The 23957-nt window shown below is 51.3% G+C and carries 25 protein-coding genes; 22 read left to right on the top strand and 3 right to left on the bottom strand.

The window, feature by feature from the left end; genetic code table 11:
* Positions 1–17: 17 nt before the first annotated feature.
* The 11 genes from MKZ24_RS21755 (at position 18) to MKZ24_RS21705 (ending at position 11190) form a co-directional block, all read left to right on the top strand.
* Entirely contained in the window at positions 18–737 is a 720-nt protein-coding gene (locus MKZ24_RS21755) for a YebC/PmpR family DNA-binding transcriptional regulator (protein WP_042236318.1), read from the top strand.
* 140 nt (positions 738–877) lie between these two features.
* Positions 878–1057 carry a hypothetical protein gene (locus tag MKZ24_RS21750; protein WP_042236321.1) on the top strand — a complete coding sequence of 60 codons (180 nt, stop codon included), beginning with the start codon at positions 878–880 and terminating at the stop codon, positions 1055–1057.
* A 191-nt stretch (positions 1058–1248) separates the two neighbouring features.
* Positions 1249–1683: an NUDIX hydrolase gene (locus tag MKZ24_RS21745; RefSeq protein WP_042236323.1), complete on the top strand. Its 435-nt coding sequence runs from the start codon at positions 1249–1251 to the stop codon at positions 1681–1683.
* A 122-nt stretch (positions 1684–1805) separates the two neighbouring features.
* The gene (locus tag MKZ24_RS21740) at positions 1806–2570 is read left to right on the top strand and encodes a TSUP family transporter (RefSeq protein WP_042236324.1); all 765 of its coding nucleotides are present in this window, start codon (positions 1806–1808) and stop codon (positions 2568–2570) included.
* Between the two features lie 23 nt (positions 2571–2593).
* A complete protein-coding gene (locus MKZ24_RS21735; RefSeq protein ID WP_197073092.1) occupies positions 2594–3040 on the top strand; it encodes a GNAT family N-acetyltransferase in 447 nt (148 codons plus the stop codon).
* On the top strand, positions 3033–4205 hold the full coding sequence (locus tag MKZ24_RS21730; protein WP_340786331.1) for an alanyl-tRNA editing protein: 1173 nt from the start codon (positions 3033–3035) through the stop codon (positions 4203–4205). Before MKZ24_RS21735 ends, MKZ24_RS21730 begins: the two co-directional genes overlap by 8 nt.
* A 130-nt stretch (positions 4206–4335) precedes the next feature.
* Entirely contained in the window at positions 4336–5907 is a 1572-nt protein-coding gene (locus tag MKZ24_RS21725; RefSeq protein WP_042236328.1) for an ABC-F family ATP-binding cassette domain-containing protein, read from the top strand.
* Between the two features lie 136 nt (positions 5908–6043).
* Positions 6044–8395, top strand: coding sequence for an ABC transporter permease (locus MKZ24_RS21720; protein ID WP_340786328.1), 2352 nt, complete (start codon positions 6044–6046; stop codon positions 8393–8395).
* 42 nt (positions 8396–8437) lie between these two features.
* Entirely contained in the window at positions 8438–9214 is a 777-nt protein-coding gene (locus MKZ24_RS21715; RefSeq protein WP_340786325.1) for an ABC transporter ATP-binding protein, read from the top strand.
* A gap of 22 nt (positions 9215–9236) precedes the next feature.
* A complete protein-coding gene (locus tag MKZ24_RS21710) occupies positions 9237–9917 on the top strand; it encodes a response regulator transcription factor (protein ID WP_340786322.1) in 681 nt (226 codons plus the stop codon).
* On the top strand, positions 9904–11190 hold the full coding sequence (locus MKZ24_RS21705; RefSeq protein WP_340786319.1) for a sensor histidine kinase: 1287 nt from the start codon (positions 9904–9906) through the stop codon (positions 11188–11190). The genes MKZ24_RS21710 and MKZ24_RS21705 overlap by 14 nt, the downstream gene beginning before the upstream one ends.
* A gap of 98 nt (positions 11191–11288) precedes the next feature.
* Here the strand turns inward: MKZ24_RS21705 and MKZ24_RS21700 are convergent, their stop codons facing one another.
* A complete protein-coding gene (locus MKZ24_RS21700) occupies positions 11289–11492 on the bottom strand; it encodes a TOBE domain-containing protein (protein ID WP_042236335.1) in 204 nt (67 codons plus the stop codon).
* Positions 11493–11557: 65 nt separating this feature from the next.
* Here MKZ24_RS21700 and MKZ24_RS21695 point away from each other — a divergent pair, with 65 nt between their 5' ends.
* The 7 genes from MKZ24_RS21695 to MKZ24_RS21665 all read left to right on the top strand — a co-directional run bounded on the left by MKZ24_RS21695 (position 11558) and on the right by MKZ24_RS21665 (position 17104).
* Positions 11558–11797, top strand: coding sequence for a GNAT family N-acetyltransferase (locus MKZ24_RS21695; RefSeq protein ID WP_042236336.1), 240 nt, complete (start codon positions 11558–11560; stop codon positions 11795–11797).
* A 435-nt stretch (positions 11798–12232) separates the two neighbouring features.
* Positions 12233–13216: an aldo/keto reductase gene (locus MKZ24_RS21690; RefSeq protein ID WP_340786313.1), complete on the top strand. Its 984-nt coding sequence runs from the start codon at positions 12233–12235 to the stop codon at positions 13214–13216.
* Positions 13217–13225: 9 nt separating this feature from the next.
* Positions 13226–15184: a translation factor GTPase family protein gene (locus tag MKZ24_RS21685; RefSeq protein ID WP_340786310.1), complete on the top strand. Its 1959-nt coding sequence runs from the start codon at positions 13226–13228 to the stop codon at positions 15182–15184.
* 19 nt (positions 15185–15203) lie between these two features.
* On the top strand, positions 15204–15605 hold the full coding sequence (locus MKZ24_RS21680) for an NUDIX hydrolase (protein WP_042236340.1): 402 nt from the start codon (positions 15204–15206) through the stop codon (positions 15603–15605).
* A gap of 183 nt (positions 15606–15788) precedes the next feature.
* Positions 15789–16214 carry a DMT family transporter gene (locus MKZ24_RS21675; RefSeq protein ID WP_039291582.1) on the top strand — a complete coding sequence of 142 codons (426 nt, stop codon included), beginning with the start codon at positions 15789–15791 and terminating at the stop codon, positions 16212–16214.
* A gap of 77 nt (positions 16215–16291) precedes the next feature.
* Entirely contained in the window at positions 16292–16786 is a 495-nt protein-coding gene (locus MKZ24_RS21670; protein ID WP_042236342.1) for a DMT family transporter, read from the top strand.
* A gap of 192 nt (positions 16787–16978) precedes the next feature.
* Entirely contained in the window at positions 16979–17104 is a 126-nt protein-coding gene (locus MKZ24_RS21665) for a hypothetical protein (RefSeq protein WP_340786306.1), read from the top strand.
* A gap of 356 nt (positions 17105–17460) precedes the next feature.
* On the opposite strand, the gene MKZ24_RS21660 is transcribed toward MKZ24_RS21665, so the two are convergent.
* Together MKZ24_RS21660 and MKZ24_RS21655 are read right to left on the bottom strand one after the other, a co-directional pair.
* The gene (locus MKZ24_RS21660) at positions 17461–18507 is read right to left on the bottom strand and encodes an anthranilate phosphoribosyltransferase (protein ID WP_340786304.1); all 1047 of its coding nucleotides are present in this window, start codon (positions 18505–18507) and stop codon (positions 17461–17463) included.
* A 12-nt stretch (positions 18508–18519) separates the two neighbouring features.
* Positions 18520–19116 carry an ANTAR domain-containing response regulator gene (locus MKZ24_RS21655; protein ID WP_042236346.1) on the bottom strand — a complete coding sequence of 199 codons (597 nt, stop codon included), beginning with the start codon at positions 19114–19116 and terminating at the stop codon, positions 18520–18522.
* 342 nt (positions 19117–19458) lie between these two features.
* Between MKZ24_RS21655 and nirB the strand changes: the two genes are divergently transcribed.
* The 4 genes from nirB to cobA are packed head-to-tail and all read left to right on the top strand — an operon-like array spanning position 19459 to position 23878.
* Positions 19459–21885 carry a nitrite reductase large subunit NirB gene (nirB, locus tag MKZ24_RS21650; RefSeq protein ID WP_340786300.1) on the top strand — a complete coding sequence of 809 codons (2427 nt, stop codon included), beginning with the start codon at positions 19459–19461 and terminating at the stop codon, positions 21883–21885.
* Positions 21886–21903: 18 nt separating this feature from the next.
* Complete coding sequence (nirD, locus tag MKZ24_RS21645) at positions 21904–22215, top strand: nitrite reductase small subunit NirD (protein ID WP_340790202.1); 312 nt, start codon at positions 21904–21906, stop codon at positions 22213–22215.
* 29 nt (positions 22216–22244) lie between these two features.
* On the top strand, positions 22245–23114 hold the full coding sequence (locus tag MKZ24_RS21640) for a formate/nitrite transporter family protein (protein ID WP_340786297.1): 870 nt from the start codon (positions 22245–22247) through the stop codon (positions 23112–23114).
* The gene (gene cobA / locus MKZ24_RS21635; RefSeq protein ID WP_340786294.1) at positions 23111–23878 is read left to right on the top strand and encodes a uroporphyrinogen-III C-methyltransferase; all 768 of its coding nucleotides are present in this window, start codon (positions 23111–23113) and stop codon (positions 23876–23878) included. The genes MKZ24_RS21640 and cobA overlap by 4 nt, the downstream gene beginning before the upstream one ends.
* Positions 23879–23957: the final 79 nt, after the last annotated feature.

Genomic DNA, 23957 nt, shown 5'->3' with positions numbered 1-23957 from the left:
AAGCGAGCGGTAACGATATGGGTCGTAAGTGGAATAATATTAAGGAAAAGAAAGCATCCAAGGATGCCAATACAAGTAAGGTCTACGCCAAGTTCGGTGTAGAAATCTATGTTGTCGCTAAGAAGGGCGAACCTGATCCGGAATCCAACCGGGCACTGAAGGTTGTTCTGGAACGGGCCAAAACCTATAATGTGCCGAAGGCGATTATCGACCGTGCACTCGAAAAAGCAAAAGGCAGCGGCGACGAAAATTACGTGGAGCTCCGTTATGAAGGCTTCGGTCCAAGCGGTTCGATGATCGTGGTCGATGCGCTGACGAATAACGTCAACCGTACAGCTCCGCTGGTACGCTCCACCTTCAGTAAGAACGGCGGGAATATGGGTGTCAGCGGTTCGGTAACGTATATGTTCGATCCGACAGCTGTAATCGGTGTAGAAGGCAAATCGGCGGATGAAGTGATGGAGCTGCTGATTGAAGCAGACCTGGATGTCCGTGATGTGCTGGAAGAGGATGAAGCAGTGATTGTATATGCCGAACCCGACCAGTTCCACGCTGTACAGGAAGCTTTCCGCGGCGCAGGCATTACGGAATTTACCGTAGCCGAGCTGACTCTGCTTCCACAGAATTATGTGGCCCTGCCTGAAGATGCACAGGCGCAGTTCGAGAAGCTGATTGACGCTCTTGAAGAACTGGACGATGTGCAGCAGGTCTACCATAACGTGGATTCGGAAGAATAGAATAAGCTGCTTTGCTAAGCGGACAAGCCCATTCTCAGGCTTGTCCGCTTTTTTACTTCTGCCATGCTGTGTATATTCTGTACCGATCTTTGCCAAAATAAACCGAACCGAGTAGCACACTACTTAGAGGAGGCAATACAGTGGAAGAATATACAGCACCGGATAAGAACCTGGTTAATACCGTCAAGGAGCTTGATCAGGACCCGGTCACCAGCCAGGAAGCGCAGCAGATGGAACAGAAGAAGAGTGACATCCGCAAGGAATCCCTGAGAGATGACAAAACGACCTATAAGAAAAATGAGCAGAATACGTATAAATGATTTACTCCTGTAAATGTAGCAGGGGCCATGCGGGCGGTGAGGGCAACCTTACCGCTTTTTGGCATTCAATGAAGAAGACAGTAACCCTTTCCGTCTGACAAAGTACAGCCTGGTATGCTATAGTCGATTGTAAAAAGGCAAACTAATGTTCTCTTTAATTGGTTAGCTGATCATACAGGAGGGATTAACAAATGGAACCTTTCCGGTTGTTGAGTGTAGTCCATGTATTTCTGATCAAAGATGGGCAAATATTGCTGCTGAGGCGCTTGAACACAGGACATCATGACGGGGATTACGGTCTGCCTGCGGGCAAGCTGGATGGAGGTGAGGAGTTGTTCTCCGCCGCCATCCGTGAAGTCCGGGAAGAATGCGGTGCTGTCATCGCGCCATCAGACCTTGAAATGCTCGGAGCGATGCATATCCGGACTCCCGGAAATGAACGGATTGATTTCTTCTTCAAAGCGGAGCATTGGAGCGGTGAGATTTGCAACACCGAGCCGGATAAATGCGATGATCTGCGCTGGTTCCCGCTGGATGATCTTCCGGAGAATGTAATCCCTTTTGTGCAGGAGGCCTGGAGCAAGTTCAGGGATGGTGTCTGGTTTGCTTCACATGGCTGGGCGTGACAGGAGTAACCGGAGCCGTACGCATTTTCACAAATCTATGGTGCATCCTGCGAAAATTGTGTATGCTGAATGAAGTTTACTGAAAACAAATGTAAAGTACATAGCAGGAGGATTTTCGCAGGATGGAAGATTGGACGATTGGCATGGTCGCAGTATTGGTGCTTTGCGGTTTTTTGGCCGGATTAATTGACTCTGTGGTAGGCGGGGGAGGACTGATTGCAATTCCTGCACTGCTGTCCGTAGGGATTCCTCTCCCTCTGCTGCTGGGCAGCAGCAAATTGGCCGGGTCAATGTGCTCCCTGACCAGTACGGCTTCTTTCGTGCGGTCCGGCAAAATCAATTTCAAGCTGGTCCGGACACTGATTCCGTTGTCCATTATAGGTGCGGTAGCCGGTACACTTACCGTCCGTCAGGTACCTTCAGAGTTTCTGAAGCCGCTGGTCATTGTCATGCTGGTAGTGATAACGGTCTATACGTTGTTCAAAAAAGCCTGGGGAGATGTATCCACCTTCTCCGGCAGCAATGGCAGAACACGGCTGATCGGGATTATCGCGGCACTGGTCATAGGCTTCTACGATGGCTTCTTCGGACCGGGAACCGGATCTTTTCTGATCTTTGCTTTTCTGATGATGGGCTTCGAATTTGTTACGGCCGCAGGCAATGCCAAAATGCTGAATTTCGCCAGCAATATCACGAGTCTGCTTACGTTTATAGCCCTTGGCTCTGTCAGCTATACCCATGGGCTGATTCTGGGCATTCCGATGGTGATCGGAGCTATTGTGGGCTCCAGAATTGCCATCCGCAAAGGCGCGGCGTATATCCGCCCGCTATTCATAACAGTCACTGTCATATTGATCGGCAAACAGATATGGGATACGATGCATTAAGTACATATATTGGAGTGGATGAGATGGAGATCAGGATCATACAGAAGGAAGAAGCATGGAAACTTAGGCATGAAGTGATGTGGCCCGAGCGTGAGCCAGATTACATCAAGCTGGAGGATGATGAGCGGGGTGTACATTACGGGCTGTATCTGGGAGAACAGCTGGTGTCGGTGTTATCTCTGTTTATTAATGGTACAGAAGCACAGTTCCGCAAGTTTGCTACGCTGGAGCTGGAGCAGGGTCTGGGCTACGGCAGCAGACTGCTGCAGACGGTGCTGAAAGAGGCAGAGCAGGCAGGGGTACAAAGGATCTATTGCAACGCACGAACCTACAAAGCAGGCTTCTACAAGAAATTTGGTATGCAGGCAACAGATGAGGTATTCAGCAAGGGCGGCAAGGACTATGTCGTAATGGAAAGGTTCTTCACGCCCGCTGAAGACGGTAACGGAAAGGAGTCTACGCATGACTAAGAAGCTGTATTATGATTCAGCCTACTTGAATGAATGGAGTACAACCATAAGTGGTACAGTTGAACGTGAAGACGGGATCTATGTGACACTTGCGGAGACAGCCTTCTATCCCCACGGGGGCGGACAGCCTTGTGATACAGGGTACATAGGTGAACTTCCAGTGCTGGATGTTGTGCTGGAGAATGATGAGGTGCTGCACAAAGTAGCGCAGCTTCCTGCACATACAGAGATCAATTGCAGGCTCGACTGGAACCGGAGATTTGACCATATGCAGCAGCATAGCGGACAGCATTTACTGTCGGCGGTCTTCCGTGATTTATACCAGGCCATGACACTCAGCTTCCATCTCGGCAATGACTATGCCACGATTGACATCGGGTTGCCGGAGCTGTCTGCAGCACAGATGGCGGAGGCTGAACAGGAGGTCAACCGGCAGATATACCTGAACCGGAGCATTATCAGCTACTTCGTAACGGCAGAAGAAATGGCCAAGCTGCCGCTTGTGAAGCTGCCTAAGGTGACAGAGGATATCCGGATTGTGGAGATTGAAGGTGTTGAACATAACGCCTGCGGGGGGACGCATGTAGCTTCAACAGGTGCCATCGGCATGATCAAGCTGCTGCGTTCCGAGAAGCAGAAGGGCAACACCCGGATTACCTTCAAATGCGGAAGCCGGGCACTGGATGAATTCAATGACAATGTACGTATTCTGGGGCAGCTGTCAGCCAAGTTCAATACCGGTAAGGACGAAATTATCGACCGGATTGAGAAATGGGAGCATGAGCAGAAGCTGGTGCAGACTGAACTGGCTTCGCTTAAGGAACAGAATGATATTTATCTGGCCCGGGAGCTATTATCCGCACTGGAACCCGGCAGCGGACTGATTACACATATTTCTGATACCCGAGCGCTTAAGGATTTGCAGATTCTGGCGGCGAAGCTTACAGCATTAACGGACCTGCCTGTTCTGCTGCTGAGCGCGGCGGAGAATAAAGCGGTGCTCGCCCACAGCGGTGCTGCGGATCTGTCCTGCGGAGCCTTCTTCAAAGCCCATCTTGGCGAATATCAGGGCAAAGGCGGAGGCAGCGACAAGCTGGCCCAGGCCGGCTTCCCGGTATGGGAATCAGCCGTGGCCTTTTATGATTTTGCCCAAAAACAATTCTAGTTTCAAGTGAAAAGGCCGCGGATCGCGGCCTTTTGTGTAATGTGACAACGGTTATGCGGATTTAGTGTTATAATCACCCCTGAGTGTGGATAGATGAATTTTGAGGTTATGAACCAGAGGGGCGATAGGTTTGAGCGTAATACGTATGGAGAATGTGACAAAGAAATATGAGGATACATTGATCTTCAGAGATATCTATTTCCGCGTAAGCAAAGGTGAACGAATAGGTCTAATCGGACGCAATGGTGCAGGTAAATCGACTGTATTCAAGCTGATCATGGGACAAGAACAGCCTACGGCCGGGAACGTGGAGCTGGACCCGAAGGTTAAGATCAGTTATTTCTCCCAATTCTCGGAGCTATCCGGGTCCTTGTCTGTGCAACAGGAGCTGGAGCTGTGCTTCGGGCAGGTGACGCTTATCGAACAGGAGCTTCAGCAAATTGGGGAACAGCTTGGGCAAGTAACGGATGATAACCAGATGAATACCCTGTTAGAACGGCAAGCGGAGCTTTTTGAACAGATGGATCATTTGGATGGCTGGAATGTCTCGGTGGAGATTAATACGGTGCTCACTAAACTGGGGTTTGATGAGAGATCACGGCATCAGCCTGTAGACGAGTTATCAGGAGGGTGGCGGAACCGCGCGGCACTGGCCAAGGTCTTAATTGAGGTGCCCGATGTCGTATTGCTCGATGAACCTACCAACTTTCTGGACATGGATGGCATCGTATGGCTCGAGCAGTGGCTGCACCGTTTCACCGGGGCGATGCTTCTGGTCTCACATGACCGGCAGTTTATTGACAGGGTAGTAACACGGACCATAGAAATCGAGAATTATCATTTCCAGGAGTACGAAGGCAATTATACCGATTATGTTCAAAAAAAGAAGATGCGCAAAAAGGTACTCGACCGTCAGTTTGAATGGGAGGAAGAACTTCTGCTTATGGAGTCTGAAGCCATGGATAACCGGGGCCGTAAAAAGTCTCCCAAAGACCGCCTGTCGCGCAAGCTGACGGAGATCAAAAAGCGGGTGGAGCCGCATCCTGTGAATGTCCTGATTACCGATATTTATAGCAATTTGCGTTTTCCGGACAAGCTTGCTGAAGTGAAGGGAATTGGCCAGACGTATGATGACCGGACCATCTTCCAGAACATTAGCTTCGACATTCAAAAAGAAGACCGGCTGGTCATCGTCGGCCCTAACGGAAGCGGGAAATCGACGCTAATCAAGGTGTTGACGGGTCAGGAGGAGCCGGATTCCGGGGTTGTGACCTGGGAGCGAGGTGTCAGCTACGCGTATTTCAATCGTATGTGGGACGAGCTTGATCCTAAAGATACAGTAAGCCATGCGGTTAATGTGTATGGTCTGGGTCTCGATGCGCCGCGGAAAAAAGTGAACAAATTCCTGTCTATGCTGCAATTCTCGGAAATAGATTTGAGCAAAAGGATCGGACATCTATCCGGCGGCCAGCAGGCCAGAGTAGCGTTAGCGAAATGCCTTCTCTCCGGTGCTGCTGTGATCATCCTGGATGAGCCTACCAATCATCTGGATCTGACCAGTATTCAAGTGATGGAGCAGGCACTCATTCATTTTCCCGGGGCGGTTGTTACCGTCAGCCATGACCGGTTCTTTATTGATAAAATAGCGACGAAGATGCTTACCTTTGACCCGGAATCGGGCATCTCGGAGCAGGACGTTTAGGTTAGAAGTAATTAGAGAGCTATGGATCATTCTGTAGCTCTTTTTTTGCGCGGATTTCTTTTGCAGCGACTTAAGGATTATTTAATATTTGCCCCGCTATAATCAGGACAGAGCTTGACGAAAGGAGAACAACATCGTGTTCCTGAAAATACTTAAAAAAGATCTGCGGCGTAAAAAAGTGATGAATACCGTTCTATTGGTACTCATTATTCTGGCTTCAACGCTCGTAGCGAGCAGCTCCAGCCTGATGTATTCCACCTCCAGCGCCCTCGACAGTTTTATTGACAAGAGCCGGGTGGCAGATCTTAATATTGCGCTGGCCGATCATCCGGAATATAACAAGGTCATCCAGGAATGGATTCGGAATGAGAAGAGAGTAGAGACTTCGTACATGGAGAAATTTATCTCAATAACGCTGAATCAGATAGAAATGCCTGACGGGCGTGCCAGCTTTTCCGGGAATATGAGTCTTATGCTGTCTACCGTGCCGGAGCAGGTCAATCTTATCTTTGGAGAAGACAATGAGCCTTATAGCCTTCAGCCAGGGGAAATAGGACTGCCGACAAGCCTAATACTAGCCAGTGGCATTAAGTCAGGAGAACCAATCACGCTTACCTTTGACAATATAACGAAAACCTTCAAGGTGCACGGTTTCTTCAAGGATGCCTTTATGGGGTCGGATTTGATGGGCTTCAAACGGATTATACTGGCGGATGAAGATTTTGCAGAAATAGAGCAGAGCCTGCCAGACGATTCTCTGGTGAATCTGTGGAGCTTAATCGCGGTCCCGGGTATATCTCCCACGGAATTGTCGGGCTCATTCGCCACAACGAATCTGCCTATTAACTTCGATGCCGACAAGTCGCTAGTCTCCACGTCTTATTTAACAGACCAGATCATCTCCGTGATGATGTTTGCGATCAGCCTGTTTCTGATCTTCATTGCATTTCTCACCCTGCGGTTCACGATTGTCTCTACGCTGCAGGATGAGTACAAGGAGATCGGCGTGATGAAAGCGATCGGGTTCAGGAGCCGGGGGATCAAGCAGCTCTATTTAACAAAATATATGGGTCTCGCCTTTCTTGGCGGCGCCATCGGACTTGGAATCAGCCTTCCGCTGACAGAGCTAATGTCCCGCAGGACCTCGCAGTATCTGATCTTACCCGGCGGCAGCATCAGCATCATTATTTCAGCGTGCAGCACTGTGGCCATTATAGGTTTCATTCTGTTGTTCTGTTTACTCTGTATGCGCAAGATTAACAAGGCTTCGGCCATTGACGCTATCCGCCAAGGCCAGACAGGAGAACGCTTCAAGGCTTCCCGCAGCATTCATTTACATAAAAGCCGGTTCCTGCATACCGCATTCTTCCTGGCGCTGAGCGATGTGCTGAACCGGCTGAAAAGCTATACCTCGCTTATTCTAACTCTAATCTTAAGTACAGCCATCATTCTGATTCCGGTGAATTTGACCAATACAATTGTTTCTCCTACGTTTCTGGATTATTTTGGTACGATTGGAGCGGATTTCTATACCAAGACTGTGGTCGGGGATAAGACCACTCAAGAGATTCAGCAGGAGAAGGCAGAAATCAGCCGGAGTATGAAGGAGCAAGGGTTTGACGTGTCACTTGCGGCGAATTACGCATTGATGACCAAGTACATTTCTGATGACGGGCAAGAGAACCGGAGAATTAACGGACAGAAGAATGACTTCGCTGAATCCGTTCCATTCCTGGAGGGCACTGCGCCTATTCTTAAGAATGAAATTGCTGTTACAACCATTATGAGCGAGAAATACGGCAAGCAGGTTGGCGACAATATGATATTTGAGATTGATGGCGTACAAAGCACTTTTATCATTACCGGATTGTTCCAAAGTATCTCTAACGAGGGCTATGCAGTCTGGATTGCACAGGATTACAACCCGCAGGTGATAGGTGCTTATCTGTTCTCCGGAACAATCAATGCCCCGGCTGACCAAAAGGCAGAGATGATTAAGGAAATCCAGAGTCAGTACAGTGACCTGAATATCAAGACGGCGCTGGAAATGCTGGGCGAAATCACTGGAGGCTTCATGGGCCAGTTAAAAAGCATCAATTCGCTGCTCACGGCAATTATCTGCATCATTACATTCTTCATCACTAGCCTGTTTGTCAGGCTGATGATTACGAAGGAAGTGCACGGGATTGCGGTGATGAAGAGCATCGGCTTCACGAATTCAGCCATCCGGCTGTGGCAGGTGCTGCGCATTCTGATTATTATGGCAGCCTCATTAATCCTGGGTGTAATCGCTGCAAACACCCTTGGAGGACGTTTACTCGGCATCCTCTTCCGGATATTCGGTCTGACGAAGCTGGAGCTCACGATTGTCCCGCTTCAGGTCTATGTGTTCTATCCGCTGCTCATCCTTGCTGTCGTCATGCTGGCGGTATACACCAGCTGCGGTCAGATCAAACGTGTGCAGATCTGGAATATGAATAAAGAGTGAGCTTCAGCGAACAGAAATCATTTACCCAAGGAGGAATATTGAATGGCAGCTGTACTTGAAGTGACCAATCTATGCAAAACCTATATTGTAAATAAAGGACAGAATAATGTCCTGCGGAATATTAATCTTACGCTTCATGAAGGAGAATTCGTGTCCGTGATGGGGCCGTCCGGCTCAGGTAAATCAACACTGCTCTACACCGTCAGCGGGATGGACCGGCTCACGGCGGGTGAAGTGGTGTTTGACGGGCAGAGTCTCTCGCAGCTCTCCGAGAAAGGAATGGCTGACCTGAGGCTGCACAAGATGGGATTCATCTTTCAACAGATGCATATGCTGAGCAATCTGTCGGTTTATGATAATATCATTCTATCGGGCTATCAGGCGATATCCGGGAAGGGAAGCAGGCGCAGCCGCAGCGATGTCAATCAGTACGCAGATGCGTTGATGCGGAAGCTGAATATTATTGAAACGGCCGGACATGACATTACAGAGGTATCCGGCGGACAGCTGCAGCGGGCCTGTATTTGCCGGGCACTGATTAATGAGCCGGCGATGCTGTTTGCCGATGAACCGACGGGTGCACTCCATTCGAAAGCTGCGCAGGAAGTCATGAATGAGCTGTGCCGGATCAACCGTGAGGGAACAACCGTTATGATTGTGACCCATGATGTGAAGGTAGCCGCACAGAGTGATAAGGTATTATATATGGTGGACGGCAATATTCAGGGCAAGCATGTCCTGGGCAAATATTCACCGGAGCAGGGTTCGAGGGAACGTGAGCGCAGCCTGGCGGGCTGGCTGATGGAGATGGGCTGGTAACAAGCAGCAGGAGGAGATAGCCGTGGCGGATATTCTGATCATTGAAGACAATGCGGAGCTGGCGGAGGTGATCAAGGATTTTTTGCAGTTGGAGGGGTATTCTGTATTCATTGCGGCTTCCGGGGAAGAGGGGTTGGCATATTTGGAGATGCATCCGGTCAGGCTGCTGCTGCTCGATATTATGCTGCCGGAGCTTGACGGCTTCGCCGTCTGCAGAATCGCCAGGGAGAAGTTCAATTTGCCGATTCTGATTATGAGTGCACGCCATGGGGATGACAATAAGATTATCGGCCTTACGCTGGGCGCAGATGATTATCTGGAGAAGCCTTTTTCGGTCAACCTGCTGACAGCCAAGGTCAAAGCACATCTGCGTCGCAGCTATGAGATGAACGATGATAAGCAGCTGCTGGCCGATGGAGATCTTACAGTTAACCGGACCTCGATGATGGTATATAGAGGCGGGCAGCAGCTCGGGATGACGGCCAAGGAATATGAGCTGCTGGTGCTGCTGATGAATAACAAGGGAAAGGCTCTGCGTAAAGAGTGGCTGTTCCAGCAGGTATGGGGGGCAGACAGCTTCAGTGAGCCTTCGACGCTGACGGTACATATGAATAAGCTGCGGGACAAAATCGAACTGAACCCCAAAGAGCCAAGGCGGATTGTAACCGTCTGGGGGGTAGGATACAAGTATGAAGGCATTTAACAGACTGATTCTCTGGACAATACTCGGCGGGTTCATCGTGATTGCCATTCTGAATACATATGTATCCTACCGGGAAATAAGGGAGCCCGGCAAAGCTTACCGGGTGGAGATCAACCGGATTATTGAGCAGGTGCAGCGCGGGGTGCGGCCGGAAGAGATTATACTTACTCCGGGAGATTATACATACGTTAACGGCTTAAGCTGGATAGATCAGGGGGCGGAAGCACAGGCAGTTGAGCGGTTTTTTGCCGGAATAGGTGTAGCGGATTCATACGAATTCACGGTCAAACCTGTCTATCTGGAGCAGCAGCTGACAGGGTATTTAAGGTTCTCATACCGGTTGCCCGGTGCGGACCGCAGCGTATTCCTGGTCCTGAATGTGTTCCTGCTGGCGGTGCTTGGGGCAATGATAGCCCTGCTGTTCTATATCCGTAAGCAGATTCTGCAGCCGTTTCACACCCTACAAGAGTTGCCTTATGAGCTGTCCAGGGGTCATGTGAATACAGGGATGAAGGAGCACCGGAGCCGGTTCTTCGGCCGTTTCGTATGGGGGCTCGACCTGCTGCGGCAAACGCTGGACACCCAGAAGCAGACCAATCTCCGCCTGGAAAAAGACCGCCAGACGCTGGTCGCTTCTCTATCGCATGAGCTCAAAACACCGGTCGCCTCGATCAGGCTATACGCCAGTGCGCTGGACGGAAGCCTCTATGACAGTGAAGAGAAACGCAAAGCTGCTGCAAGGCTGATTGGTCAGAAAGCAGAGGATATTGAACAGCTGATCGGCGATATTATCACGGCTTCAGTCTCCTCACTGCAGGAAATGGAGGTCGTGCCGGGGGAGTTCTATATCAGTGAGTTAATCAAGAAGGTGGTCCTGGGTCATAAAGAACGGTTGGAGTTGCTGAAGATAGAGCTGAAGGTGGGTCCTTATCAGGACAAGCTGCTGTTGGGTGATCTGGATAAGCTGCTTGAAGTACTTAATAATCTTATCGAGAATGCGATAAAATACGGCGATGGCGGTACGGTCAGCATGACCTTCCGGGAAGAGGACTACCGCCAGCTCATCGTCATTGAGAATTCAGGCGAACCGCTATTGCTGGGCGAGCTGCCCTATATCTTCGCCAGCTTCTGGCGCGGCTCCAATGCGGACGGGAAGCCTGGTAACGGCCTCGGCCTATTCATCTGCAAGCAGCTGCTGGTGAAGATGGGCGGCGATATCTTCGCGGAGCCGCTGGAGCGGGGCATGCGGTTTGTGCTGGTGCTGCGGTACTGAACCCAAAAGACCTGAGTGGCGGCGGATCGCCGGATCAGGTCTTTTGGCGTGCGGGCTTGTATAGGCTATGAGCTTACCCGGCGCAAGCCGTAAGCCGATTATGCCATCAGCAATACGGAGGAAGCTTTGATAATTGCCGTAACAGCAGAGCCTTCCTTCAGTTCCAAATCGCGTAGCGCTTCTACTGAGATAATAGAAGTGAGCTTCTGGCCTCCGGTGTCCACCACAACCTTCGCATTGACTTGTCCCTCTTCAATCGACACTACAGTACCTTCAAACTGGTTTCTGGCGCTGATCTTCATGATTGTATTGGAGGTTGAATATGGCGTGACCGTTGACTACAGGGAATTTACTGTTCTGGAGGCTCATGAAGAGGACCGTGAACAACAGTTATTTCATTGATGTGGTTACATACTCAGAAGCTGAGCGCGGTAAAGGATACGGGACGCTAGCCGCCCGGTCACTGATTAGTTATTACCTGGAGAGAGGCCAGCTACCCTTGTGGGAAACCACACATGAGAATACCGCGTCACATAGGTTGGCACTGAAGCTGGGATTCGAGCATGTGGAGAGCTATCCGGTGTTTGCTTATGTCATGGAGAGCTAGGAGCTTAAACTTCAGTCACCGGCTGTGCTCCGTTAGAATGGAGGCGGTCTTTTTTAATGTAAACAATTTTATGTTGCATTTGGGTAAGAAATCCAGTGTTGTAGGATGCGGACTGAGTGCAGTTAGAGATTCCGTTATCTAGTTAAATCGTGTCTGAAATGAACAGTATTGAGTAATTTAAGCGATTCTGAGTCCGATTGTTCAGCAAATCACCCTGATAAGCTCAATTAAGGGAATCTCAGTCCGCGTCAGAGGTGGATGGACTTGAAATCTCCCGCAAGAACGGACTAGTATGCAATCTGCGATTAAGTATGGGGCGGTATAACTATACAGAGACTGGACCTTACCGTGCAAACCATTCATAATAATAAGGTCAGTTGTTAACGGTTCCATAGGATTCATTATACAAACTAAACTCAAAACGGAGGTTCTACGATGAAATACCGCAAGCTGGGAAATACAGGTTTATCAGTAAGTGAAGTCAGCTTTGGCACTTGGGCAATCGGCGGGGACTGGGGCAGCAGCAGGGATGAAGACGGACTCAAGGGATTGCAGCTGGCTATGGAGCAGGGCGTTAATTTCTTTGATACTGCCGATGTATACGGCTCCGGGCATGCGGAAGAGCTACTCGCCAAGGCAACCAAAGGCAAGCAGGATGAGATACATATTGCCACTAAGTTCTGCCGTGGTGGAGATATTCATGATCCGCAGAACTACTCCGTACGCAGAATTAGTGAATATTGTGAACAGAGCCTGCGCCGGCTGGAGAGAGAGGCCATTGATCTGTATCAGATCCACTGTCCTCCGATTGAGATTCTACGGGACGGCAGTGTCTTCGAAGCGCTTAACCAATTGAAAGCTGAAGGCAAAATCCGCCATTACGGCGTGAGTGTTGAAACGATCGAGGAAGGTCTGCTATGCCTTGAATATCCAGGTGTGGAGGCGCTGCAGGTGATCTTCAATCTGTTTCGCCAGCAGCCTGCACTTGAACTGCTGCCGCGTGCTGCCGCGCACGGAGCGGGTATTCTGGTGCGTTTGCCGCTGGCCAGCGGACTGCTGACTGGTAAATTCAAGGAATCCAGCACATTCCAGGAGAACGACCACCGCAGCTTCAATGCGAACGGGGAGCACTTCAATGTCGGGGAGACCTTCGCCGGACTGCCGTTTGTCACCGGTGTTGCATTGGCCCGCAAGCTCGACTGGATCGCAGAAGGACGCGGGAATATGGCCAGAGCATCTATGCGCTGGATTCTGGATCATCCGGCCGTCAGCTGTGTCATTCCTGGCTTCAAGAACGAGGCTCAGATCGCAGACAATCTTGCTACACTGGATGTTCCTTCCTATAGTTCAGCTGAAATGGAGCGTCTTAGCGAATTTTATCAGTCCGAAGTAGCTCCGCATATCCGTGGAGGTGTGTAAGCGCACCGTATGAACAATATAACTGTCGGACTGCTCGCACATGTAGATGCCGGCAAGACGACCTTCGCTGAGCAGCTGCTCTACCATACCGAAGCGATCCGCAGCCGTGGCAGAGTGGATCATCAGGATACCTTCATGGATACCCACGAGATTGAAAAAGCGCGCGGAATCACTGTTTTTGCCGATCAGGCGGAATTTGTGTATAAGGATTCGCGGTATTTCCTGCTGGATACTCCGGGCCATGTTGATTTCTCTCCAGAGATGGAGCGCTGTCTGCAGGTGCTGGATTATGCGGTGGTCATCCTCAGTGCGGTGGAAGGCGTGGAGAGTCATACGGAAACCGTATGGCAGCTGCTGCGCCAGCATAACATTCCCACCCTGTTCTTCATTAACAAAACCGACCGTGCTGGTGCGGATACGCAGCGTGTACTCGAAGAGATCCGGCAGCAGCTCAGCGGCAATGCCTTCCTGCTGCCGCAGCAGCCGGGGGAAGCGTTGACTGATGAGCAGAGAGCATTTATAGCCGAGCGTGATGACGAGCTGTTGGAAGTGTATCTGGAAGGAACACTGTCTGACAACGTCTGCCATAGTGCTCTGCCAGACATGTTGAAGCGCGGAGAGATATTTCCATGTATGCAGGGCTCTGCATTGCTTGATCAAGGGGTGGACGGGTTCCTGGAGGTTCTTAACGCGTTAACCTTCACGGAGTACGATCATGAGCTGCCTTTTGCGGGGAGAGTCTACAAGATCCGCCACGACGAAAAAGGCACGCGTATCACCTACATCAAGGCTCTACAGGGAGTTCTGAAGAATAGGGACAGCATAATGTACGGACATGGACCGGAACGTTTATCGGCGCGGGTCACCGGAATCCGGAAATATAATAGCACCAAATATATTTCCGCCGATTGGGCTGCCGCAGGGGAACTGTTCGCGGTTGTAGGGCTTACTGAGGCCCTGCCCGGTGAGGGCGTTGGTGAACTGATGGACTCACAGGAAAGCGGCCTGATATCTACGCTGAAATCCAAAGTCCTTTTTGAGCCGCCGGTACACCTGAAAGAACTGATGAATGCCTTTGGACAGTTGGGTGCGGAAGATCCTTCGCTCAATGTAAGCTGGGATGAAGAGCTGCAGGAGCTGCATATCCATGTCATGGGAGGAATTCAGCTGGAGATTCTGGAGCAGATCATGGCTGAACGGTTTCAGATCCGGATCACTTTTGGTCCGCCGGAGATTCTCTACAAGGAGACGATCACTGGCACCGTCTATGGCTACGGACATTTCGAACCGCTGGGCCACTACGCCGAGGTTCATCTGAAGCTGGAGGCTGGGGAACGCGGCAGCGGTATTACCTACATTAACAATTGTCATCCGGATGACCTGGCCGTGGGCTATCAGCATCAGATTGAGCAGCATTTGCTGGAGAGCGGCCATCACGGCCTGCTGACCGGTTCACCGCTGACCGACCTGAAGATCACCCTGCTTAGCGGCAGAGCACATAATAAGCATACGAACGGTGGAGATTTCCGTGAAGCGGCTTACCGTGCCTTACGCCAGGGGCTGGAGCAGGCCGTGAATCTGCTGCTGGAGCCAGTCTATGACCTGAAGCTCCGGATAGATTCAGACTACGTGGGCAAAGTAATGAGTGATATCCAGCAGGCCAGCGGCAGCTTCAGCCCACCTGAGATTACGGAGTCCAACGCTGTCATTACCGGTACGGTTCCAGTGGCAAGCTTCATGAATTATGGGGTGAGACTGGCTTCCATGACCCAGGGCAAGGGTTCGCTGTCGCTTAGAGTCGCGGGTTATCAGCCGTGCCATCAGACCGGGACAGTAATTCAGCAGCGGAATTATAATAAAAATGCCGATCCGGCTTACTCCTCTACCTCGATCTTCTGCGCCAAAGGCCAGGCGTATCCGGTACCCTGGGATGAAGCGGAGCAGCAAATGCATATTAAAGTTCGATGAAGAAAGGTGCAGACGGACAATGACAGAAGTAATTGATAAAATTGCCTGGATATATATTGTGGACGGCAAGGTGCTTGGTGCGCGTTCCAAAGGAAAGGACACTTATTATTTCCCGGGAGGCAAACGGGAGCATGGTGAGAGTGATGCACAGACATTGATCCGGGAGATCCTTGAGGAATTATCTGTTCAGATCATACCGGAGACTATTGCGGAATTCGGAAGCTTTGAAGCTCCAGCGCATGGCAAAGCAGAGGGCATTTCAGTCCGGATGACCTGCCTCACGGCAGATTTCACGGGTGAACTGAGTCCGGCTTCCGAAATCGAGGAATTGGCCTGGTTAACCTATGAGGATAAAGCCCGTGTATCAGCTGTCAGTGTGTTGATTATGGACAAGCTGCGGGAAATGAAGCTACTCTCCTAAACCATACAGTTATAAGCCCGTTTCGAGCCGGAAATCCGGTTTGGAATGGGCTTTTTATCTCTTTACCGGCCGCTTTCGGGCAGCTGTTCGCAGACACTTTTTACAACTCAGGACATATGTCCTTCCCGAATCCGGCAAACTGGCTTTTAATTAAAGCAGACAGTATATAGAGGAGAGAGACAGATGAAGGGGATAATTTTCGCATTTATAGGCGGGGCATGCATTACGCTGCAAGGGGTAGCGAATGCAAGAATCAGCCAGGATATTGGTACATGGCAGGCAGCAACGATCACACAGTTCACCGGATTCCTGATGGCGCTGGTCATTGCGCTGATCGTACGGGACGGGAAGAAACACGGCTTCCGCAAGGTTAATCCGTTGTATCTGATCGGTGGCGGATTTGCCGCATTCGTTATTTTCAGTGAGGTTACGGCGATTCAGAGCATCGGTGTCACCTTAACCATCTCCGCTTTGCTGATTGCCCAGCTGTGCCTGACTTTTGTCATCGACATCAAGGGCTGGTTCGGGGTAGCCAAGCAGAAGATGAAGCTGCCGCAGTTTATCGGGATCGGGATGATGATCCTGGGTGTGGTCGTGCTGAAGTTCTGATGATTAGGTCAAGCAATGTAGAATATATCCAGCAGGCAACAAGGCAATACAAATTAGTATATAAGGGAGCAACAGATATGTTAGCAGGAATATTACTCGCGCTAATCGCGGGTGCACTGGTTAGTCTTCAGAATATTTTCAATGCCAAGGTCAATGAGCATACAGGCTCCTGGACAACCACCACACTGGTGCTGGGCATGGGATTCGCAGCTTCACTGATTATGGGGCTGATTATGGAAGGGAAGAACATGTTCACGCTGCAGCATATGCAGCCCTGGTACTGGTTCAGCGGTATGATCGGTGTGGGTGTCGTCATCTGTCTGGTCCAGGCCACCCGAATTCTTGGCGCAACTTATGCCATCTCCATTGTCCTGACCGCTCAGCTCGGCTTCGCCTTACTCTGGGATTCCTTGGGCTGGCTGGGCCTGGAGAAGGTTCCGTTCTCGTTCAATCAGCTGATCGGTGTGCTCATCATCGTCGGGGGAATTCTGGTGTTCAAATTAGGAGGCAAAAGCGATTCTAAAGAATCCGCCGGAGCCATCGAGCGCCGCAATGCGCTGCATACGGATTAAATGTGAGGCGCGCACCGTTCAAATACGGACTGCGTGCTTTTTTTTCAATATACAAGAATTTATTGGCATCCACCATAAATTTATCCTTCTATTCCTTGCTGAAAAGATGCTTTCCTTATAGGGACGGGTAAGCTGCCGTTACAGGAGAGATGCTGATATGTGAGGGCTTGCTAAGAACGGGTACTGGTGGGGATGAAGGTACTGGTGGAGCTGGTAGTGCTGGTAGCGTACTGGTGGAGTTGGGGAATTGGAAATACTGGTGTGTTGGAGGTGCTTGTGGTACTGGAGATGCTTGTGGTACTGGAACTGTTCGACTAAGTGAAGAAGCGGACTGATATTCCTCTATTTCATGTAAAAAACTCTATTGCAGCGTACGCGGACTGACATTCCGTTATCCTGTACATTCGGACAAAAAATGAGCGTGTTTCGGACACTTAACGGAATCTGAGTCCGCTTGTCAAGCGATTTCGCCAAAACTGCTGAAATAACGGAATCTCAGTCCTCATAATAGTGTGTTAGTTGTGTAGAACCCGGTATGCTCCCGCAGAAAAAGTGCCTGATCGCCAGTACTCCCGCAAAGGAAAGCAACACCAGGCAGCAGCCCGGTGCTTAACCGCGCGCAAAAAGCAGACCGCAAATACGGTCTGCCGCCCCTTTATACGCCTGCAAAGAGGCTACACCTGCCCAAGGGAGGCTGCCCTGCTTGCTAACATCGTGCTTTTCCATTTCGCATACGTATTCCAGGCCTGACCGTTATCCAGCAGATGCTTGCAGGTATAGACGCCTTCCTCAATAGAGTTGACCCTGCCGGCGGCATGGAGTCGGGCTGCGCCATTGAGCAGTGTCTGATTGTAGAATGCCAGATGTCCGCCGCCCTGCAGCACTTCCTCGGCGGTACGCAGCTGTCTTTCGGCTGTCCAACTGAACTCCGGAACGGGCACGTCCAGTCCGAGCGACTCCGGATCAATAATATCCAGCTCCGCCGCTCCATTCTGAATGCGGTATACGCGGTTCGGCCGGTCGATATACAGATCCTCTGAGCCTTCCACGCCTTGAACAACCAATCCCCGCTGATAACCGAGCTTCACAATCAGCCGGGAGATCCGGTCGAATACCGTATTATGAAAAATGCCGAAGACGATATAAGGTGAACAGGAATAATCATTCAGCTTCTCGGCTGTGTTGAAAATCGTGCGCAGCCCAATGTCTTCACGCAGGCCGCGCAATGCACCCAGCGGCGGGCACCACTGCTCAGAATTTGCGAACAGCACACCGCTGGCCTCCGCCGCCTCAATGGCGGCACTGCGGCTCAGACCGGCAATATCAATTCCGGATGCATGAATGATATCCTGCAGCGTAATTCCCCACTTCGGAGGCAAGCCTGCGGAGCCATGCAGGGTAACCGGCAGACCGGCGGCAGACAGCAGGAAGGCTGCCGGGAATGTGGCGATGAAAGAATGAACCCTGCCGTCATAGGGGCCGGCACAATCGATCCCCTGTTGGACAGGTTCCCGTGAGGCATATTTGCGGCAGACCGCGACGAAGGCTTCCAGCTCTTCCAGGCTCTCCAGCTTCATGCGTTCGGCGATCAGGAACGCGCCAATCTGCACCGGAGAAGCAGTCTGTCCGAGAATGGCTTCCGCCGCATATTCCGCTTCCCCGTAGCTTAAATCCTTGGCACCGCGCTTGCCGCGGGCCACTTCTTTCAGAATATTAATCATATGGAAGTCTCCTTAAGTTTGATCCTGCAGCATCTGGTACACCTTGACAATGGAAGTAGCGACATCGACCATCCGTTTCCGTTCATTCATGGCCTGCTTGCGCAGCAGGTCGTAAGCTTCGGATTCGCTGATGTTCCTGGCTTTGGAGAGAATACCTTTGGCCATGTCGATCCATTTACGCTCCTCAAGCCGGGATAACAGCTGTTCCCGTTCCTTGAGCCATTGCTGGCGCTCGAAGCATTGTCTGGAGCTGAAGTGGAGGATCCAGTGGATCTCCTGAGGCTGCATCGCCGGAGACAATATTCCATCCACCATAATATCATCTCCACAGGCAGAGACGGATAACGTTGCGGTTCGCGGGGTACACCACCAGAGTACCGGGGCAACCTTGTGCTGAACCAGAATACTTCTCCAATAACTGATCTCAGTAACGGGGAGATGGAGAATGAAGGCATCCGTATCACTGATCAGCGGAAAGACCTGATCTTCCGAAGCAGCCGTCCCGGTTACATAACCGCAGGAACTGAGAATACTGTCAGGACTTGGTGAGGAGCGTTCTTCTGCGGAATTCTCTGTTCTGCCCGGATCTATAACTAACAGGGAATGCATAGTTGACGACGCTCCTTTTACATATAATAAGGGGTTAAGTCTGCACATCAGTGGAGAACAAGTACAGTCGGAATAAAGATGATGTAATATTATATAACACAGTTCAGGTAATTTTGTCGATGAATTAAAATAATAAAATTTTATATGTCATAATTATTGACGTAATCAGGATGGCTGTAGTATAGTCGTTTTAACAAATTCATCAATTCTTCGAATACAACGATGTATTCGGTTGAAGCGGCAATGGCGCCTGCTTTCACTTAAATCGCAAGGGAAGAAGTATGTTTCCGGGCGGAGTGAAGCGGGCTATTTCTGTTGTTTACCTGGAGAGGAGAGAGAGACATGTCAGCAATTCGCAAAAAACTGATACTAGTCGGCAACGGGATGGCGGGGGTACGGGTGATTGAGCATCTGCTCAAATTAGCGCCGGAGGCTTATGACATTACAATCTTTGGTTCGGAGCCGCATCCGAATTATAACCGGATCATGTTGTCTTCTGTTCTTGCAGGCGGTGCAAGTCTTGATGAGATCGTAATCAACGATCTGGAGTGGTACCGGAGCTTCAATATTCAGCTGTATACAGGACACACCGTAACCTCCATTGATCCTGTAGAGCGCAAAGTCCATACGGATAAAGGAATTACTGCCAGTTATGATGAGCTGATTCTGGCAACCGGCTCCAACCCCTTCATGCTGCCGATCCCAGGTGCAGATAAGGAGGGCGTTATTGCCTTCCGGGACATCAAGGATACACAAATCATGCAGGAGGTATCGCAAAAATATGGCAAAGCGCTGGTGATCGGCGGCGGTCTGCTCGGACTGGAGGCGGCAAGAGGGCTGCTGCATCTGGGGATGGAGGTATCGGTAGTCCACATCCATGAATATATTATGGAGCGCCAGCTGGACGAGTCCGCCTCCGTAATGCTGCGCAAGGAACTGGAAGGCCAGGGAATGAAGTTCCTGCTGAAGAAGCAGTCCGAAGCAGTTCTTGGCAAAAAGCGGGTCAAGGGCCTTTTGTTCGCAGATGGCAGCATAGAAGACGCGGATCTGATTGTGATGGCTGTCGGCATCAAGCCGAATGTAGAGCTTGCCCGCAGCAGCGGGATTGAAGTCAACCGCGGGATTATTGTGAACGATTATATGGAGAGCAACCTGCCCGGCATCTATGCCGTCGGGGAGTGCGCGGAACACCGGGGTATTGCCTACGGGCTTGTCGCCCCGCTATATGAACAGGGAGCCGTCCTGGCTAAAAGGCTGGCAGGTGTACCAACAGAAGGCTACGCCGGTTCGGTTACCTCTACCAAGCTGAAGGTATCCGGCGTTGATGTGTTCTCGGCAGGACAATTCACCGAACAGTCCGGCACCAAGGCGCTGCGGTTCCAGGATGAGACCGATGGTGTGTATAAAAAGCTGGTCATTCACGGTGATAAACTGATTGGAGCCGTGCTGTTCGGAGATACAGGTGACGGAGCGCAGCTGTTCTCGATGATCAAGAAGGGCGAGAATATTAAGGGGAGAGAAAAAGAGCTGCTGCTCGGAATATCTGCTGATGCGCTGGCGCCCAAAGGGAACCGGCTTGAAGGAATGGCAGATGATGAGATCATCTGCGGCTGCAATGGAGTCTCGAAAGGGGCGATTGCTGAGGCGATTACCTCCGGCGGCTGTACCAGTGTAGGGCAGATCAAAGCCTGCACCAAAGCCTCGGCTTCTTGCGGCGGCTGCAAGCCGCTGGTGGAAGGACTGCTTCAGCTATATGCCGGCGAGGATGCCGTGACGGTCAAAGAAGGGATATGCGGCTGCACCACGCTCGGGCGGGATGAGATTGTCGCCGAAATCAAGCGGATGAAGCTGATGACCGTCAAGGAGGTCATGAATGTCCTGGAGTGGAGCAATGAAGAAGGCTGCGCCAAATGCCGGCCTTCCCTTAACTACTATCTGGGGATGCTCTATCCTGAAGAATATATTGATGAGAATGAATCCAGATTCACCAATGAGCGCTACCATGCCAATATCCAGAAGGACGGTACTTACTCCGTAGTACCAAGAATCTACGGCGGGGTCACTTCCCCGGCTGAACTGATCAAGATTGCACAGGTTGCGGTGAAGTTCGATGTTCCGCTGGTCAAGTTCACGGGCGGACAACGGCTCGATCTGCTTGGTGTCAAGAAAGAAGACCTGCCGAAGATGTGGGAGGAGCTGGATATGCCCTCCGGCCATGCCTACGGCAAGACACTCCGTACAGTGAAGACCTGCGTCGGCTCCACCTACTGCCGGTTCGGAACACAGGATGCTCTCGGAATGGGGATTCGGCTGGAACAGGCTTTTGAACGGCTGAACGCTCCGGCTAAAGTGAAGCTGGCGGTATCCGGTTGCCCGCGCAACTGCGCAGAAGCGACAATTAAGGATTTCGGAGTTGTAGCCATAGACGGCGGCTGGGAGCTGCATATCGGCGGCAACGGCGGCGTTCATGTCCGGGCCACGGAGCTGCTCTGCGTGGTGAAGACCGATGATGAGGTGATGGAGTGGGCTAGTGCGTTCCTGCAATATTACCGTGAGAATGCCGGATGGAATGAACGGACCGCTCAGTGGGTGGAACGCGTGGGCCTTGACAGCATCAAGCAGGCGCTGGAGTCCCGAGAGGCACGATTGGCGCTGCAGGAGAGAATTCAGAAGACGCTTAGTCTCACCACTGATCCATGGAAGCAAATTGTGAATACACCGGAGCTGCGCAAAAATTTCGAACCGATCTCCTTGCCGGAGACAGTCTAAGGGGGCTTACAAATGACAATGACCAAGATGCTCATAGGTAACTTGAACGATATTGACATTAAGGGCTCGCGCAAGTTACGGGTGGGAAATACCGAGATTGCCTTGTTCCGGTTAAGCAGCGGTGAGGTGCTGGCGGTGGAGAATAAATGCCCGCATAAAGGCGGAGTCTTATCCGAAGGGATGGTCTGCGGTTCTAAAGTGCATTGTCCGCTCCATGACTGGCGGATCGATCTCCATAGCGGTGACGTGCAGGCACCTGATACAGGGCATGTGACAACTTATGAGGTGGAGATTGATCACACCAGCGGCAGCTTGTACCTAACGATATAATTCATCCGAGCATATAAGGGGGATTCCTAATGGACTATGTCAAACCAAGTGAAGTATTGACCTCAATGATTGAAGCCGGTAAGACCAAAGCGGAACTGGGCATTATACAGCTGATTGTCCGCGGCAGCCTTGGCGGTGCCATACTGGCCTGTGCCACAACGCTGGCCTTTACCGCAACCGCCCAGACCAAGATCCCGATGGTTGGTGCACTTCTGTTTCCTGTAGGCTTTGTGATGATCATTCTACTTGGGCTTGAACTCGTCACCGGCAGCTTTGCCCTGGTCCCGCTGGCTGTGCTGGAGAAGCGGACAACAATAAAACGGATGCTGGGTAATTTCTTCTGGGTTATTATCGGACATCTGATTGGATGCGCAGTATACGCAGCTCTCTATGGACTCACAATTACGAAGATGGGGACGGATATGTCGAATCCGCTGATCCAGACACTGATTACGGCCAGTGAAGGCAAGACAACGGCCTACAAGAGTATGGGGGCAGAGGGGATGACACTCGCCTTCATCAAAGCCATACTCTGCAACTGGATGGTTACGCTGGGTGCGGTTCTGGCCATGACCTCCAAATCCACATCCGGCAAAATCTTCGCCATGTGGCTGCCGATCCTTACCTTCTTCGGGCAAGGCTTCGAGCATACGGTAGTCAACTTCTTCGTTATTCCTGCCGGAATGATGCTTGGCGCCAATGTCAGCTTCGCGGACTGGTGGATCTGGAACGGCATTCCCGTACTAATCGGCAATTTCGCCGGAGGCCTGCTATTCACAGGCATTCTTCTATATCTGTCGCAAAAAAGCTTCAAACCCGGAGCCTCTTCTGAAGCCGGGTTGACGCCGGGACGCGATACAGTAATCTCAGCCACAGCCGCCCTGGAGAAAAGCCTATGAAGCAGGGCAGCATATCCATTGTCGGTGCAGGCCCCGGTGATCCCGAGCTGATTACAGTCAAGGCACTGCGGCGTATTCAGAGTGCAGATGTGATTCTGTATGACCGCCTGGTGAATGAAGAGCTGCTGGGCTATGCCAAAAGCGATGTTCTGCGCATCTACTGCGGCAAAGCACCCGGACTTCACTCGATGCCGCAGGAATCCACCCAGCAGCTGATGATCAACTATGCTGCAGCCGGATGTCATGTGGTACGCCTGAAAGGCGGAGACCCGTTTGTCTTCGGACGGGGCGGGGAGGAAGCGCTGGAAGCCGCCGCTGCAGGAATCCCATACGAAGTAATTCCAGGGATCACCTCGGCGATCGGTGCAGCAGCTTCTGCCGGCATCCCGCTGACCCATCGCGGTTTGGCAGCCTCATTCGCTATCGTGACCGGCAGCCGCTGCCATGATCAGGACTCTCCGGTACGATGGGATGCCCTAGCCCATAGCGTGGACACTCTTGTCATCTATATGGGAGTCAGCAAACTGGGCGAGATTTGTGATCAGCTGCTTAAGCACGGGAAAGATCCGCTGACACCTATTGCACTGATTGAGAACGGGACAACAGTGCGCGAACGGACGGCGACCGGAACGCTCTGCAGTATTGGCAAACTGGCAGCGGCGATGAGAATCAGCAATCCTGCCATCATCATTATTGGCGAAGTGGTTAAGGTAAGAGAGGAACTGCTCAGCCTGGAAAAGGCAGTGCGCTCACAGATCGGCTAAGATATAGTATAATCCCTAATCAGGCGTTGACATGACCCGGCGGCGGCCGGGGCACGTCAACGCCTGATTATATGTTATA

Origin of the sequence: Paenibacillus sp. FSL R7-0297, from assembly GCF_038009025.1 — a bacterium.
Lineage (GTDB): Bacteria > Bacillota > Bacilli > Paenibacillales > Paenibacillaceae > Paenibacillus_AQ.
Note: the sequence above shows the minus strand (reverse complement) of the source record. Positions and strands in the feature narration are given on the sequence as shown.